Source organism: Arthrobacter psychrochitiniphilus (assembly GCF_003185915.1).
GTDB classification, from domain to species: Bacteria; Actinomycetota; Actinomycetes; order Actinomycetales; family Micrococcaceae; genus Specibacter; species Specibacter psychrochitiniphilus.
Map to the genome: position 1 here is coordinate 65,119 of NZ_QHLZ01000014.1, position 15,302 is coordinate 80,420.

The 15,302-nt window shown below is 54.1% G+C and carries 10 protein-coding genes; all 10 read left to right on the forward strand.

Annotation, left to right across the window (positions count from 1 at the left end; genetic code table 11):
* Positions 1-589 precede the first annotated feature (589 nt).
* The 10 genes from CVS29_RS18720 to CVS29_RS16535 all read left to right on the forward strand — a co-directional run bounded on the left by CVS29_RS18720 (position 590) and on the right by CVS29_RS16535 (position 14,599).
* Positions 590-967, forward strand: coding sequence for a hypothetical protein (locus CVS29_RS18720; protein WP_211315165.1), 378 nt, complete (start codon positions 590-592; stop codon positions 965-967).
* Between the two features lie 7 nt (positions 968-974).
* Positions 975-2,213 (forward strand): glycosyltransferase family 4 protein, encoded by a 1,239-nt coding sequence (locus CVS29_RS16495; RefSeq protein ID WP_110107502.1) that lies wholly within the window; start codon positions 975-977, stop codon positions 2,211-2,213.
* The gene (locus tag CVS29_RS16500; protein ID WP_110107504.1) at positions 2,210-3,964 is read left to right on the forward strand and encodes a glycosyltransferase family 4 protein; all 1,755 of its coding nucleotides are present in this window, start codon (positions 2,210-2,212) and stop codon (positions 3,962-3,964) included. The genes CVS29_RS16495 and CVS29_RS16500 overlap by 4 nt, the downstream gene beginning before the upstream one ends.
* Positions 3,961-4,848, forward strand: coding sequence for an ABC transporter permease (locus CVS29_RS16505; RefSeq protein WP_110107506.1), 888 nt, complete (start codon positions 3,961-3,963; stop codon positions 4,846-4,848). The genes CVS29_RS16500 and CVS29_RS16505 overlap by 4 nt, the downstream gene beginning before the upstream one ends.
* Positions 4,849-4,900: 52 nt before the next feature.
* Complete coding sequence (locus CVS29_RS16510; RefSeq protein ID WP_245932299.1) at positions 4,901-5,725, forward strand: ABC transporter ATP-binding protein; 825 nt, start codon at positions 4,901-4,903, stop codon at positions 5,723-5,725.
* On the forward strand, positions 5,726-7,627 hold the full coding sequence (locus tag CVS29_RS16515) for a glycosyltransferase family protein (protein ID WP_110107508.1): 1,902 nt from the start codon (positions 5,726-5,728) through the stop codon (positions 7,625-7,627).
* Positions 7,608-8,909 (forward strand): UDP-N-acetyl-D-mannosamine dehydrogenase, encoded by a 1,302-nt coding sequence (gene wecC / locus CVS29_RS16520; RefSeq protein ID WP_306457012.1) that lies wholly within the window; start codon positions 7,608-7,610, stop codon positions 8,907-8,909. Before CVS29_RS16515 ends, wecC begins: the two co-directional genes overlap by 20 nt.
* 14 nt (positions 8,910-8,923) lie before the next feature.
* Positions 8,924-12,076 (forward strand): bifunctional glycosyltransferase/CDP-glycerol:glycerophosphate glycerophosphotransferase, encoded by a 3,153-nt coding sequence (locus CVS29_RS16525; protein WP_110107510.1) that lies wholly within the window; start codon positions 8,924-8,926, stop codon positions 12,074-12,076.
* Positions 12,077-12,404: 328 nt separating this feature from the next.
* Positions 12,405-13,103 (forward strand): acyltransferase, encoded by a 699-nt coding sequence (locus CVS29_RS16530; protein WP_110107512.1) that lies wholly within the window; start codon positions 12,405-12,407, stop codon positions 13,101-13,103.
* A 230-nt stretch (positions 13,104-13,333) separates the two neighbouring features.
* Entirely contained in the window at positions 13,334-14,599 is a 1,266-nt protein-coding gene (locus tag CVS29_RS16535; protein ID WP_245932301.1) for an endonuclease/exonuclease/phosphatase family protein, read from the forward strand.
* Positions 14,600-15,302: the final 703 nt, after the last annotated feature.

Below are 15,302 nucleotides of genomic sequence, written 5' to 3' on the forward strand. Positions count from 1 at the left end.
TGTAGGACCCCCAACTTCCAAGTGGGGCACTATCTGTTTTGAGCCCGAAGGCGGGTGGGTCCGCCCTACGCTGTGAAGAAGTTTCACAAATTATGACTTGGAAATACATGGAGCTAACAGCTTTCACTCGAAAACCAGTGAATTGGCTGAATCCGTGAGATGATCTACAGGATGGGCCAATTTTAATGGCCTCAAGTTCCGTGAATATGTGTCGTGCACCACATCACAGATGTGCCGCCCGGTTCATCACTAGTGGGGAAGTAAGGGCGGTCTCAGCGTGATCAGTGGGTTAAGGAGCTGTGCCCGAATTGCCTTGATTGCAGCTATTTTGCTGCTAGGTTTTCTCGTTCTTCCTCAGGCATCCGTAGCGACCGCAGACGACGGCAATACGGATACCGGTGAAATTGTAGTGCCGCTACCTGACAACGGGCCGAATCCGGGTACTGAACCCGCAGAAGAACCCCCATACACGCCTCCGTATACGCCTCCGTACACGCCTCCGTACACGCCTCCTTATACGCCGCCACCAGCCCCCCCGGCGCCCATTGTCAAACCGGCTCCGGTCATCAAGCCGGCTCCTGCTCCTGTCTTGCCAGCTCCGGTCGTTAAGCCGGCTCCGGGAACCACTGTTGCGGAACCTGAAATCACCGAAGGGCCCGTCGAGGAGATCGCGGAAGAGATCCCTGTGGAAGTAGAGACAACTACGGCTGCACCACCAACCGCAGCTCCCACTACCATCCCGGCCACCATTCGCCCCGCCTTCGGCAGCCCTAGCCCCAGCCCGAGCAACTCGGCGCAGGCACTGCCTATCGTGTCAACCTCGTCCACAATGTCAGCGCCGAGTAATCCGCTCCTGTTGCAGCTGCTGGTCATCGGTCTCCTGCTGGCCGTTGGTCTGTGGTACCTGCGGTTCATGAAACGGGGTAGCAAGCACCTCGGTGCCTCTTCAAAGGGCAAGGTCAAATAGACCGCACATGTCCAAAATTGAAAAGAGCGGCAAACGCACACGGATCATGCTGCTGGCCCATTCGTATTGGCCAGAGAACAGCCCGCCTCAACGACGTTGGTCGTCGCTGATTCGGGAGTTCAGTGCAGCGGGGTGGCAGGTGGACGCCGTTGTCCCCGTGGCCCACTTTCCGCAGGGGACACGCACCCTTCCCCGTGAGGTTGCTGGCACGGTGTTCCGCAGCCAAAAGGGTCCTCATGGGGAAGTTATATTGCGCATCCCCTACCTGCCGCATAGCGGAAATTTCCATCCTGCACGCCTGATTGACCAGCTTTGTTCAGCTGCTATGTCCATTCCGGCTGGAATCTTCTGGCGCAAGCCGGATGTAGTCATCGTGACGGCGCCAAGCCTACCCATTCTTGTGGCTGGATACGTCGTTGCCAAGGTTCGCCGTGTTCCACTTATCGTTGAGATGCGCGATGCCTGGCCGGATCTGGCCAGAGACGCCCGGCTTGTCAAAGGCAACGTCAAAAGTGTCATTGAACGTGTGGTTGAGGCCATCCAGTTCCGTGCCGACGTGGTCATTGCCGTCACCCAAGGTTTCGCCGAAACACTGCGGGCACGTGGCGTGAAGAATGTGGTCACTGTCAGCAATGGTCTTGACGTTGACTCGGTGCCCAGTTTCGAGGCGCCCGCCCTGGACAGGGAAACTCTGGAGGTTTTGTATCTGGGCAACCATGGCCAAAGCCAGCGGTTGGATGCGGTGATCCGCGCAAGCGCGTTGGTAGGTTCGGGTATGCACCTCCACATGGTGGGCCACGGAACACACCGCCCTGCCCTGATCAAACTCGCCGCCGAGCTCAAAGCCCCGGTGACATTTCATGATTCTCTCCACGGTCAAGAAGTTCTTGATCGCTACAAATCCGCGGATAGCTGCATTGTCTCCTTGCGAGATGACTGGAAGTCTTTCGAGGCAACAGTGCCCTCCAAGACTTATGAGGTGTTGGCTATCGGGCGTCACATCACGGCCATTGTGCGTGGCGAGGCCGCCCGCATCGTCAAGGACGCTGATGCTGGCGATGTCGTCGCATGGAAGCCTGAAGCGATTGCCGAGCTCTGGCGTGAGCTGGCTGCAGATCGAAGCCGCCTGAACGCAGGCACCTCGGGTCGTGACTGGGTCCGCGCACACGCAAATTATCCTGTCTTGGCAGCCAAATACATGCGAGTCATCGATTCAGTCACCGGGAAGGTTGGTGTTGACGCATGAGCCTGCTCAAGAATCTAAATCTGGCCGCCCGAACTGCAGTAAATCACCTAGCGGATGATCCTGTGGTTTTGGCCTTGCAGATTTCTCGGCGACTGCCGGCCGCGGTGGTCACACCCGCTGCCAGGCTCGTCACACGGCTTTGCCCCCGCTCCACTTCCACCCCTGCGCTTTTGGCCACCTACCTGACAGGAGATACAGCAGGGCTTGAGTCCAAACTCTCGGCGGCGCTGAGCTCTGAGCTGCAGGCCAATCGCGCCCGGCTTGCGGCAGACGTTGCTCTAGCCGCTGGTCAGCCCGCATGGGCGGAGCAGTTCTTGCCTCTCGCACAGCTATCGAAGCGTTTTCCTGCAACCCTTGCTCGTAACCAGTGGTACCACGGTGACATGGAAGGTGCTATCGCTGCCCTTTCAGGTCAGCGCGGATCAATGAAGCGGCAGCAGGATCGGCTGGTAGGGGAGAGCCGCACGTTTAATGGCTGGACACCGGTGTTGCCGAAAACGTCCATGGTTCCGGTCAAGGGGCGTGTGCTTCACCTCCTGACAAATTCTCTGCCGCACACGGGCAGTGGTTATGCTCAGCGCAGCCATTCCATCTTGCTCGCCCAACAGGAAGCCGGCCGTGAGGTTTTGGCCGTGACTCGCCTTGGATACCCGGTTCAAGTTGGCAAGGTTCTTGCCGTGGGTGAAGATCTGGTCGACGGCGTACGCTACCGCAGGATGATTCCGTCTAGACTTGCGCCAACCCCTGATGCGCGCTTGCAGCAGGAGGCCGAGGAACTCCTCAAAGTGGCGCTTGAGTTCCGCCCGGACGTCATGCACACCACCACGCATTTCGCCAACGGCTTGGTGGTTGGGGCCGTGGCCAAGGCTCTGAATATTCCGTGGGTTTATGAGGTACGTGGTCAGTTGGCTGATACTTGGGCCTCCGCTCGCGGTGACGCTGCCAAGGAAAGCGAACGTTATGCGAAGTTCCAGGCCTCGGAAGCTCGGGTTATGCAAGACGCCGACGCCGTAGTTACCTTGGGTACCGCCATGCTTGATGGCATCGTTGGTCAGGGAATCGCTTCGGAAAAAGTGGTGCTCGGTCCCAACGCTGTTGGTGGCGATTTCCTGCTGGAGCCTGGAACACCCTCGGATGCTCGGGAAAAACTCGGCCTAGACCCAGCGCTCAACTACATTGGCACCGTCAGCTCGCTGGTGGACTATGAGGGGCTCGATCACCTCGTTGAGGCCTTGGCTATTTTGGCTCCCGAGTTCCCGTCTCTTCGCGTTTTGCTGGTGGGTGGCGGCACGGCCGCACCCACACTGCAAGCCCAGGCTGTCCGGCTTGGCCTGGCGGACAAGGTGATTTTCACAGGACGTGTGCCACGCGAACAAGCCTCCACGTACCACCAGGCACTCGATATTTTTGTTGTTCCCCGCAAGGACCTCGATGTCACCCGTGCCGTCACTCCGCTCAAGCCAGTTGAGGCCTTGGCCAGCGGCCGTCCTGTGGTAGCGAGTGATCTTCCCGCTCTGCGTGAGATTGTGGACCATGGGATTACCGGAATGCTGAGTACGGCTGACGATCCACAAAGTCTTGCTAAAACACTGGCTACACTACTGGGCGACGAACCGCTGCGGCGGCGCCTCGGGGGCAACGGACGGCAGAAGGTGCTGCAGGACCGAACCTGGGCGGCCAACGCCCAACGCTACGAGAACAAGTACCAAGAATTGATCAACCACCAAGCAAGGAAGGGAGCATCGCGATGACACAGACACAGGAAAACGTTGTTGTGCCAGCCGCTGCGAAGATCCTTCCCGTCAATTTGAGCCACCTCAGCAGAGTCGGTGCGCGACCGGCCTTCTTGGACTACCTCGTCCAGCTCTGGGATTTTCGTAGTTTCATCATCTACGATGCTCGAGCTCGAGTTAAGAGCGGTACGCGACGAGACAAGCTAGGCAGCGCTTGGTTGCTGCTAAATCCCATCTTTAATGGTGTAACTTACTTCGTTATCTTTGGTTTGTTGTTGGGCACAGGAAACGGGATACCCAACTTCATTGGGTATTTGACCATCGGCATTTTCATGTTCCAGATGACCTCTGGTGCCATCACCGGTGGGGCCCGCTCCATCCAGCAAAATCGGGCCTTGGTCCAAGGATTTACTTTTCCTCGTGCCGCATTGCCTCTCGGCGTTAATATCCGCGAAGCCATGGTCAATGTCCCCATGATCCTGGCCATGTTGTTGTTGGTACTTGTCATTCCGCCTACGGAGCCGATCACGTGGCGTTGGCTTTTGATCATCCCGGTTCTGCTGCTTCAGTTCCTCTTCAATTTGGGAGTAGGGATGGCTCTGGCCCGAGTTATTTCGAGGGTCAACGACGTCAGCCATTTGCTGCCCTTTGCGCTGCGCGCTCTGATGTACCTCTCAGCAATCTTTTTTTCCTATGAGCGTTTTATTCAACATCCTGTTCTGCTCAGCATCATGCAAGCCAACCCCATGTTCATCATCATCGATATCACCCGGGACTGCCTGCTGTATGGCGTCACGCCGGCGTTGCAGTCGTGGGTAGTACTCACGGCCTGGTCGCTGTCCGCATTGATTATCGGCAGTGTCTACTTCTGGAAAGGGGAAGAGTCTTATGTCCGTGGCTGATCTGCTCACAAACCTAGTACCCACCCCATGCATTGTGGCTGACAACGTAGCCATGAGGTACCGAGTGCCGTCAACTGAGGTTCCGGAAGACACTCGGTACCCGCACATGAAGTTCCTGAGAATGCTCAACCCATTGCCTAACACGGTTACGGTGCACGCACTCAATGAACTTTCATTGGTAGTGAATCGGGGCGAATCAGTCGGTGTCATTGGCCGCAACGGATCCGGTAAAAGTACCCTGATGAAACTTGTCAGCGGCCAGATTCGTCCCACTTCCGGTGCTATCCACGCATCCAGTACACCCATCATGCTCGGTGTAAATGCTGCCCTTGTTCCGGAACTCTCCGGGGATCAGAACGTGGTGCTGGGCTGCCTCGCCATGGGGCTCACCCACGCAGAAATTGCTGAACGGTTTGATGAGATTGTAGAAGTCTCAGGCCTGGAAAAGTCTATTCACCTGCCCATGAAGTCTTATTCTTCCGGTATGGGCTCCCGTCTTCGCTTTGCCATTGCTGCTTGCGCCAACCCGGAGATTCTCCTCGTTGACGAAGCGCTGAACACTGGCGACGCGCAGTTCGCTGCCCGCAGCAAGCGGCGCATGGATGAACTGCGGTCTGAGGCGGGTTGTGTGCTTCTGGTTAGTCACAGCCTCGAGACGATCAAGGATATGACCAGCCGGACCGTGTGGCTGGACAAGGGCGATCTCATCATGGACGGCCCGTCGAAGGAAGTTACCAAGGCCTACATGAAGTTCACAAAGGAACTCTCCAAGGGAAATAACATCACGGCCGCGAATTTCCGGGCAGAGGTCCAAAGTTCGCAGGCAAACGTCAGCATCGTCGATATTTCGCGCCAGAACACGCGGAGTGCTGGGTAAATGTACACTTCTCAAGATTTCCGTACTGCAGTTTGGCACCTGCGCCAGGGTGGCACAGCCCAGTACAAGGAATGGCGGGCCAGACGCCGGTCTGAGCTCGGTTTTGCTTCTCCCAAGGACACCCAAGGGGTAGAAGGCGGCTGGATCGGCAAAGGTAAGAAGCGCCGGCTCTCCTTCGCCGAGGCCGCACTGCCGCAGGGTGCCCCCCGTTTGAAGGATCTCCGCGTGGGTATCGTCCTTGACGACTTCTCCGCCATGGCATTTGCCTTCGAATGGGATCAGGTGCCGTTGGATCCTGCCGCGGGACCGGAACAGCTCGATGGCCTGGATCTGGTGTTCATTGAGTCGGCATGGGCCGGCAACAGTCGTCTATGGCGCGGCAAGATCGCCGGTAACAACGGCCCGTCCGAACAATTTATCGAATTACTGTCCGCCGCTCGGCACCGCAACATCCCCACGGTCTTCTGGAACAAGGAAGATCCGCCTCACTATGACGATTTCCTCCCTGCTGCCAGGCTCTTTGACTTTGTCTTCACCTCTGATGAGGGACGGATTGAAAGCTACCGCAGGGATCTCGGCCACAATCGGATTGCTGTCCTGCCGTTTGCTGCCCAACCGGCGGTCCACAATCCCGTCCGCCCGTCAAAAGGTTGGCACCACCGCGACGTAGCCTTTGCAGGCATGTACTTTGCCCACAAGTACCCCGAACGTCGCGAACAGATGGACCTGCTCCTCAGTGGAGCCATGGATGTCTCGGCCAAGATGAAGTCTGGGCTGGAGATATTCTCTCGCCAACTCGGCGGCAGCCCGGAGTATCAATTCCCTGCGCCGCTTGATTCTCGCGTTGTAGGCTCCCTGACCTACCAACAAATGCTGTCTGCGTACAAGGCATACAAGGTTTTCTTGAACGTCAACTCCGTTGTCGATTCAGAAAGCATGTGCGCCCGCAGGATCTTTGAGATCTCGGCCGCCGGCACGCCTGTTATCTCTGCGCCGAGCGCGGCCATAAGGAACTTCTTTTCAGCCGAAGAGGTTCCCGTCGCCACCACTCGGGCAGAAGCTGGCCACCTCAGTCGCGCACTCGTGGCCAACCATGAACTCAATGATCGCACGGCTCATCTGGCACAACGCCGCATTTGGCAGCACCATACCTATGCGCACCGTGTAGAAACGGTGTTAGAGTCTGCCCTGCCCAATCGCCTGACAGAATCGAATCGCCCCAGTGTTTCCGCCTTGGTACCGACCATCCGTCCAGAGCAGATCGAGCACGTATTCAAGACGTTAGCTAACCAAGTTGGTGTGCGGGCCCAGTTAGTCCTGTTGACCCACGGATTTGAACTTCCCACCGGGGAACTGGCACACCTGCAGGAAAAGTACGACGTAGAAGACGTGGTCCTGCTGACTTCTGGCAGGGACGTCAGTCTGGGAGAGTGCCTCAATCGTTGTGTTGCGGCGTCCGCGGGCCAGGTGCTCACCAAGATGGACGACGACGACCACTATGGCTCCAACTACCTTTCCGACCAGTTGTTCGCCTTGGATTATTCAGGAGCGGACATTGTAGGCAAGCAGGCACACTATATGCACCTCAAGGCCTCAAACGCCACCATTCTTCGGTTTGGCCACAAGGAGCACCGCTTCACCGACTTCGTCATGGGGCCCACCATCATGGGGCATCGGCGAGTATTTGATGAAAGTCCATTTCCCGGGTTGGGAATTGGCGAGGACACAGGATTCCTGCGCAACGCGAGAGACGCAGGCTTTCAGATTTACTCTTCTGATCGCTTCAACTTTTATCAGGTGAGGTCCGGGAGCGGCCACACCTGGCAAGCGAACGACGCCGAGATGCTCGCATCCGGTGAACTGAAATTCTATGGGGGACCAAATGACCATGTTGACATCTGAATTTGAGCAGGAAGCCGTCACGGCAGAATTTAGCAGTGTAGCAGTGATTGGTCTGGGCTACATCGGTCTGCCCACGGCCGCCGTTTTGGCCCGTAACGGTGTCAACGTTATTGGAGTAGATATCTCGGCTGTAACGGTTGAGGCAGTTAACCGCGGTGAAGTTCCCTTTGTTGAACCCGACCTCGGCATTCACGTGGCAGGCGCTGTGGCTCAGGGCAAGCTCAAGGCTCAACTGACTGTTTCGGCGGCATCGGTGTACATCATCGCTGTGCCTACGCCGTTCCTTGAAGACAAGTCGGCGGATCTGAGCTACATTCTGGCGGCAGCGAAGAATATTGCACCTGTTCTCAAGGGCGGAGAGTTGGTCATTCTTGAATCAACGTCGCCTCCGGGGACAACGCAGAAGCTGGCAGATTTCATCATGAGTGTGCGCCCAGATCTAAGCTTGGACGGTTCCGATGGACATCCCGTGGTCTACTTTGCGCACTGCCCGGAACGGGTTCTCCCTGGCAAGGTCATGATTGAGATCGTTACAAATGACAGGGTCATTGGTGGAATTAATGAGGGTGCTGCCGAAATGGCCAGCCGCCTGTATCGAATTTTCTCGCAGGGGAAAATGCTGGAAACTGACGCAGCCACGGCGGAGCTGTCCAAGCTCGTTGAGAATACCTATCGAGATGTGAACATTGCCCTAGCCAACGAACTTTCCATTGTCAGCAAGAATCTCGGCGTCGACGTCTGGGAACTGATTGATATAGCCAACCACCATCCACGCGTGAATATTCTTCAGCCCGGACCCGGCGTTGGCGGTCATTGCATTGCTGTGGATCCGTGGTTCATTGTGTCTGCTGATTCGGAAAACACGCCTCTCATCCGGACTGCCCGTGAAGTTAATGATGCAAAGCCTGGGCATGTTATCCGGCAGATCTTAGCGCCCTATGTCGGATCTGAAATGCCCGTCATTGCAGCCTTGGGGTTGGCCTTCAAACCAAACATCGATGACATGCGTGAATCCCCGGCAGTAGCAATCGTTCGCCGTATGGCGTTGGAACGCACTGACGCTACTTTCCTTGTGGTGGAATGCCATACAGACAAACTGCCCAAGGAACTTCTCGGGTTACCTAATGTTCGTTTGGCTAGCATTGACGAGGCCTTGGCTACGGCTGATGCCGTGGCACTCTTGGTAGATCACGACAAGTTCCGTGAAATTGATACCGAACTGCTTATTGGCAAGCATGTGGTGGATACCCGAGGCTTCTGGCCCAGTAACGTTTCCAGGTAGAACAGGGACTAAGAATGACAGACGTCGCGCGCAAGGTGCTCCGCCGGCTACCCGCCGGACTAAAAACAGGCTTGAAAAAGGCTGTCCACCCTGCCCAGCGCTCCCGTCTGCGACGCGCATTGGGTGCTAAAACCACTGATCTAGGTCTGCTGAGCGTCATCATTCCCATTTTTGATGTGGAAGATTTCTTGGCGGACTGTCTCAACAGCGTGACATCCCAAAGCTACCCCTTTCTTGAGATTCTGCTCGTCGACGATGGCTCAACCGATGGTTCGCTTGCGATCGCACACAACTATGCGCGCAAAGACAAACGAATCAGCATCATAGAACTTGAACATGGCGGCAATGGCCGTGCAAGGAATATTGCCATTGCCGCTGCAAAAGGAGAGTACCTAACATTCGCTGATTCTGACGACATTGTTGCTGATGATGCCTACTCATCCATGATGAAACAGCTTGCAGACTCTGGATCTGATTTTGTTGTTGGATCGTTTGACCGACTCATCGGCAAGAATCACGTTCCTACAAAACTGTCTTCGCGTCTGCATGAACACAAACGGGTCGGCATCAGCATCAGCGACTTTCCGGACGTACTCGATGATGTCTTCCTCTGGAACAAGGTGTTCACACGGTCCTTCTGGGACGCGAAGGTAGCACCTATCCCAGAAGGAGTCCTCTATGAAGATCAGGAAACTACTGCGAGAGCGTTCATTCGGGCGCGCAGCTTCGATGTTCTTGCCGAGAATGTCTACAGCTGGCGGCAGCGCCCTGACGGAAAATCCATCACCCAGACGAAGGGCGAACTGAAGAACCTGCAGGACAGGCTCAAAGTCGCCCAAAGCGTCTCACAACTACTGCTGACTGACGCCAACTCCAGCGCCGTGCAGGTTTGGTGCAAGCGGCTGTTTGGCAGCGATCTGACGCCGTACTTTGACTTGGTTGCAAACCGTGGCGACGACTATTGGGAGACCCTGCGGTCAGGAGTAGCTGGTTTGATCGATACTTTTGCTGCCTCAGAATCCATTCATGATTCAACGTGGGAATCCATGGACCCCCACGCACGCGTTTTCTTGTCGTTGGCCCAGCGTGGCAACAAGGATGCGGTTGAAGCTGTCATTGTTGATAGACAGGAGACAGGGACCGGCTTCGAAGTCTGGCTCGTTGGGGACATCTTCAACGCTGTGCCCAACTATTCATCCCAGATTGATATGGATAGTGCCCTCGAATCGTTGACTTGCACACCTGAATCACTCGTTTTTGAATCGTCCACCAGGCTTCGCGATTTGCAGGACGGCCGAGGGCTGGTCCTCAAGGGGTATGCCTTTATCCGTGGTTTGAATTCTGAACGATCCAACAGTGCGATCCGATGTTCCGCTCAATACGCTGACGGCAGCAGAATTGAATTGCCCGCCGTCCGTGTCGTGGATGCACGCATCGACATCGAAGCGAACGATGCCTTTGCATCTCACTCAGAGGCGGGATTTGAGATTCTGCTGGCAGACATTTCTAATCCGGAAAGAGTCAAGTCATTCATCATTCAGCATGAAGTTGCGGAAGCGCAGTGGTCAACCACGCATCGGACTTCCCCTAGCGATTTCCAAAAACTGGCACAAACCGCACTGAAAAAATCCCCTCTGGTCTGTGCCTTTGAAGTGGACCTCGGACAAGAGGAATTCACCATCTCAGTGGAATGGGCTGGCAGTCTACCTTCAAAGGAAGTTTTCCTCTCCACCGCTCAGGAACGGATCGATCCTTACCGCGTCACCGCAGGTGACTCTGGATGGGTGAGTTATTCCTTTGCACTTAGGCACAGCCGTTGGAACAGGGCTGTCTTCAGTTATCCCGCTGGCGCCTACACGCTTCGTTGGCATGCAAAGGATTCAGCCAAATCCCAACCCATCAAGGCGTCACCTGATGTCACGAACCAAGGTCCTTTGGACTTTCTGCTTGAACACACGTCTCTCACGGCGTGGTCCACACCCTCACAGGCGTTTGCCGTCACCATTGCCCCTCCGTTGGACCTGATTGACCGCAGCAAATTTGGCCAGCGTCGTATCCACAAAAGATTTCAGCAGTACACTAGCCAAACCAGTATGGGTCACTTTGTATTTGAGAGTTTCAACGGCAAGTTCTGCACGGATAGCCCGCGGGCTATTGCAGACCAGCTACACAAGTTGGATCCGGAAAAGGTTATCTACTTCTCCATCACGGATTTCTCAGTACCTTATCCTGCTTACGCGATTCCAATTGTTCGTGGAAGTGCAAAATGGGCTAGAATCGTCCAGTCTGCATCGTACCTGATTAACAATAATAACTTTCCGTTCTACTTTCGGAAGAACTCGCATCAATTTTATCTGCAAACTTGGCATGGAACTCCTCTGAAAAGGATTGGACTCGATGCCCCCATGGAATATCTTTCGGCGTCTTACCGGAGTTTAATGGATCGGGAGGCGAAGATGTGGGATTTGCTGCTTGCCCAGAATTCATTCTCGGCTAGGGTCCTCCCTGCCGCCTTCTGCTACGATGGGCCGATTCTTGAATGTGGCTACCCGCGCAACGATGCTCTGGTCGCAAGGTCTGCGCCCAAAAGACGAGCAGTGATCCGCAAGGAGCTTGGTATTAAAGACGAGCAGGTTGCGGTGCTCTACGCACCCACCTGGCGTGACAACGCCATTGGGAAGGACGGCATTCGAAAATTTGTGGGCTACCTAGACGGTGAGGCATTGGGGAAACATCTGGGTGACCGGTATGTGCTCCTGAATCGCGGACACCACAACTCTCCGGCAGGCGGTGGACAGGGTTTCGATAACGTCATTGAAGTCAGCGGCCATCCAGAAATAAACGATCTGATACTCGCTTCGGACGCCTTAGTAACTGACTACTCGTCGGTCATGTTTGATTACTCGTTGATGGACAAGCCAATTTACATTTTAGCGCCTGATCTCAAAGAATATGAGAGCCAGACCCGCGGGTTTTATCTCAGGTATAAAACTACAATACCTGGACCCCAATTCGCCAGTCAACAGAACTTGCTTTCATATATGGTTGAGCACTCCCTGTCTTATAACCTCTATCAACGTGCTGCGTTTGTGGCTGAGTACGCTCCAAAGGCGAAAATAGTATCGAATTTCGAGACTTTAGCCAATAAATTAGACATAAAATATTGAATTTTATCGCCGAACAGTTAACCTATGGCCTTTCGTGGGATAAAATATCGGAGCCATTATTGTTTCAATTTGTATTCGTAGTAAATTGAAGAAAGAAACGGGCTGTTCAGATCCTTAGCATACCTCATACCTTCTTTGAGTTGTGCAGGTTGGGATTTCGCTCTTGCTCCGACAGGACGCAGTATGATCTGTTTGGCGTCGAGTATAGGATGGCGAGTGCAGCCTCACTGTGAAGGATGTGATTTACTGGATATACGTCCCACAAGGACACGAACTCAGATTTCACCTCGTTTTAAATAGATTTTACCCACCCAAGTAAGGCAGTTTCATGACAGAAATAAAGGTCCTAGACTCCTACAACGATAATCATGGCAATGTAATTATCTGCCCAACCATTGGGCAACGCCCGGTGTTGGTGAACTTTCGTGGTTCGAACAATCGACTGATTATTTCCCCAAACGCAAAAATTCAACATCTAAATATCCAGTTTGACTGCGATAATGGATTGGTGCAGATCGGCTCTCATTCAGGAGTTAGCCCGCTCAAGCTTTATGCGAGGGTGGGGCAAGACTCCTCGGTGCGGCTTGGTGACAATGTTTCTACCACCGACAAGTTGACGATCACTGCCGTTGAAGGGGCAGACGTAGTTATCGGTGATGACGTCATGGTTGCGACTGACGTTGAGATCCGCACTGATGACGCCCACCCGATCTTTGACGTAATTACAGGCCAGCGGGTGAATCTGTCGCAGCCGATATCAATCGGAAACCACGTGTGGCTTGCCAAGCGGGCAATCATCTTCGGCGGTGTCTCAATTGGTGACGGTTCGGTTGTTGGGTTCGGAAGTCTTGTTACCAAGGATATTCCAAACAACTGTATTGCTGCGGGTGTCCCTGCCCGGGTCGTAAGGAAAAACATCGCATGGGAACGTCCCCACTTGTCAGGTGAAAAGCCCTTTTATAAGCCGGATGCAAGTACGGTTAAGAAGTCGCCGTATTGGAATTCCACGCGAGTTCTTCCAGTATGAAGGCTCTTCGTAGTGAATTATCCATAACGATATTGGAATTCACCACGTACCGCGGAAAGTCCTTAAGGTATATTGAGTTATCGAGATTCTAGTGTTCCTCTTCCAGTCTGCAGTTAATCAAGTCAAAAAGGTTCAATATGCAACTCAGCAGAATTCTGCAAAACAGTCGTTTGTTTTTTGCCGTCTTAGTCGCCGTATTATTAGTGGTTTCAGGCACAGCTTTGCCTACCATGGCGGCTACAGTAGAGGTTGATAAAACATACGATCCTCCATCCGGCTTGAATTCGCCAGTGCAAACTCCTACGTCTGTGACGCTTTCTTGGAGGACTGTAGGAACCAGCGTTAGCTACAGGGTCTGGCAATCCAAGAATTCCGACATGTCTGATGGTGTCTTTACCGACACGCACACAGGAAACAAGCGTGAAATACGCGGATTGATACCAGCGACAACCTACTACTTCAGAGTCCGAGTTATCGCGGCTGATGGAACTAGCCTGAGTCCGTACTCGCCGCCGGCGAGCTTCAAGACCAATATTTCGCCGCCCGCCCCGCCGCCAATGACCAGTCCACTACGCATGGCAAGCTACAACGTGAAGTGCGCTGACTACTGCCTGGGAGGACTTTCTTGGGAACAAAGACGAACCGCTGTGGTAAGCACCATCATAGGTCAGAAACCTGATGTCATCGGATTCCAGGAAGCTGCGCAAACGTGGTTGAAGTCTGAAACTCGACCCAATGGACTGGCGCAGTTCGAGGATTTGCAGCAACGACTCCAAGCTGCGGGGATGCCCTATAGGCTGGCTAGCTCTATGCGGAATAATTGCGTTCTTTCTTCGAATCCTGGAAAATGCGTTTACAAGAATCAGGGCGCGTCCAAAGGAACCAAGATCATGTTCAATTCGGACAACATTGATTTTGTCTCCAGTGGATCTCTTCTGTTGCCCAACAGCACTACAGCCGACGAACGATACCTGGCGTGGGCTTTCCTGAAGCAGAAAAAGACGGGTAAGACGTTTATTTTCGCTGATACCCACCTTAATCAAAACGCCAGCTCCTCAGGAAGTACCGCACGGTTGAATCAGACGAAGGCCATCGTCGTTCAACTAACTAAACTGAACACGAAAAATCTACCTGTCGTAATAGTTGGAGACATGAACTCAAACAATTTCACGACGCCGACAAATATTCCCTATGACGTCCTAACAGCTGCTGGGTATGTGGATCCTTTGGGCAACACGTACCGTGAGGTACTGCCTAGCAGTGACGCTACTGTTGAGAAGCGTATCCGGGCAAATTACAACAGCTACAACGGCTTGGCATTGAAGGCTCCATCCAGAGCAGCCAACGAGAATGGAAGTTACGTTGATTACATCTTTACGTCCAAGATGCGTGTTGGGGCGTGGGAGACAGTAGTGAATATCGACGCAAATGGTCAATTTCGTGGCGTAATCCCATCAGATCACAATATGATAAGGGCCGATGTTCAACTCCCGTAAATCCAAAATGGCATGCTTGAGTTGAGTGGGGTCCAGGGCTCCTGACATCACGATTTAATTCTTCAGAGGTGAAGGCTTCATTTTGATGACGTATTTGAGGATGTCAACGCCAACCGAAAATAGGGCCACAATCGCCAATTGAAAATGAGGCCACCTGACATCATTGAAGGTGATCAATTTGGATGATTGGGTAACTATCCGCCACCGCTACGCGAACGAGAAGATCTCCAAGCGGGAGTTGGCGAAGCAGCTAGGTGTCTCTCGTGGGACTGTAGATCGGGCGTTGTCTGCGGAGACTGCACCGAAGTATGAACGAAGGCCTGCGGGTTCTTCCTTCGATACGTTTGAGAAGGATGTTCGGCGCTTGCTGGTGGTGACGCCGAGGACGCCGGCAACGGTATTCGCCGAGCGTGTGGGCTGGACTGGATCCACATCATTGTTCCGGGCTAAAGTCGCCGCGATCAGGCCAGAGTACGCGTCGGCTGATCCGGCGGACCGGCTCGTGCACGAACCGGGCAAAACGGTGCAGTGTGATCTATGGTTCCCGCACCAGCCTCTGCCGTTAGGGGCTCTTCGTGGTTAGTGGGGAATTAGATTCCCGGGTGAGTGTCATGCCGTCGTTCGGACGGCACTTCTCAAGAGAATAACCGATGTGTAGTTGTTTGGTTTGCGGTAGCCTCGGGCTATTCGTTTGATGTGCTTG